The 1,291-nt window shown below is 37.4% G+C and carries 2 protein-coding genes; both read left to right on the top strand.

Annotated elements, in window-relative coordinates:
• The first annotated feature begins 219 nt into the window (after positions 1-219).
• Positions 220-762: a hypothetical protein gene (locus ACP7FG_RS12950; RefSeq protein ID WP_224798512.1), complete on the top strand. Its 543-nt coding sequence runs from the start codon at positions 220-222 to the stop codon at positions 760-762.
• Entirely contained in the window at positions 759-986 is a 228-nt protein-coding gene (locus ACP7FG_RS12945) for a hypothetical protein (RefSeq protein WP_439226620.1), read from the top strand. The genes ACP7FG_RS12950 and ACP7FG_RS12945 overlap by 4 nt, the downstream gene beginning before the upstream one ends.
• Positions 987-1,291 lie beyond the last annotated feature (305 nt).

Raw genomic sequence — 1,291 nt, 5'->3', positions numbered from 1 at the left:
TCGGTTGTTACTCATAAGCACCTCTTTTATGCCATTATCTATGGCTATGAGGTGTCTAGCAAATCAGTGGCGATTCACTCAGCGCTCCTGCAAACGATATACATATAATCAACGAATATTCGCATTTAACTATGCCGAAGATGACTTCACAGAAAAATTTGACAAAACGACTAAAATACAAATAATAAAATTTCAACATAAAAATAACATGGAGATATTATGAAAACTTCAACTATAGCCATAATGTGTTTTTTAATTCTCTTCTCTGCTCATTCTTCAGCAAATAACGACAATGAAGAATACGAAGGTTTGAGTACACATTGCAGAGGAGTAGCAGCTGCAATAACTGTTACAGCTTCCTTGCTACCCCAAACAAGAGCAGCTCAAGTCGCAGTAGCTATTACAGGCGGAGTCTCCGAATTTATGGCCGACGAGGTAATGAGCAAGAAGTGTGAAAAAAACCTGATAGAGTGGAGTGAGTACTACTCCGAAAACCCTATAGATTATGATGACTTTGTACGAAACAATTGTAATGGCAACCCTTTAACATGCCCTGGAGGAGGGACTTGGGGAATAGGTCAACCTCAAGACTGTGACTACTATATAACCTGCCTGCCTGGCAACCCTACTTTAAGCGGGCCGTTTTCAGTCAATGATCTAATTGTCACTACCTCGCACTTTAGCAATTTCTGGGAAACTAATAGTTGGGCGGTAGATAAAGACGGCTACCCACGTTACGAAGACATAATTGGGTCACCATGAAAAAAGAACAAGTGACTAGAGGAATTTTTTCTTTTATTGCTAACTTTAGTCTTTATTTTATAGCATTATCCTTGGCTATATTTTGTATAGGGTATGTGGCTTATATCGTAGATCTTTTAGACAAGCCGTTAGGCCTTACCGACTTTAAAGATAAGTATTATATTATCATCGCAGGAAGCTTTGGTATTGCCGTTAAACCTTTCATCAAAAAGCTACTCCGTTAGCTCAAGGATAAGAACTTTAATGTACGCCGAAAAAAAGGGTGTAGTTTAGGAATAAAGTTTCATACTGAGTATGCTGGTAGCTCTGAATTTTACAGTAGAAGAACACAATTAAAAAAATAAAGTATCATATTGAAGCCACAACAAGAGCCTAAGCGACACTAAAAAATCATAATAGAGTGTCATACTGAGTATAATTATTCACTCTAAAAGGCAAAAAAACTACCTTATTGGACTTCCCAGACTTTGCTAGACACTTTTAACAGTTACAATGTAACTTAAACTAGAGGTGTTTATGAGCAAAGGCA

Origin of the sequence: Idiomarina sp. ST10R2A5, assembly GCF_051842325.1 — a bacterium.
Taxonomy (GTDB): domain Bacteria; phylum Pseudomonadota; class Gammaproteobacteria; order Enterobacterales; family Alteromonadaceae; genus Idiomarina; species Idiomarina abyssalis.
The sequence above is the reverse complement of the archived record's forward strand: the minus strand, read 5'-3'. Positions and strand labels throughout refer to the sequence as shown.

What these genes read in the sequence shown, in the direction of transcription:
- ACP7FG_RS12950 (WP_224798512.1), top strand. Translation starts at nt 220, where the DNA reads ATGAAAACTTCAACTATAGCCATAATGTGTTTTTTAATTCTCTTCTCT.
- ACP7FG_RS12945 (WP_439226620.1), top strand. Translation starts at nt 759, where the DNA reads ATGAAAAAAGAACAAGTGACTAGAGGAATTTTTTCTTTTATTGCTAAC.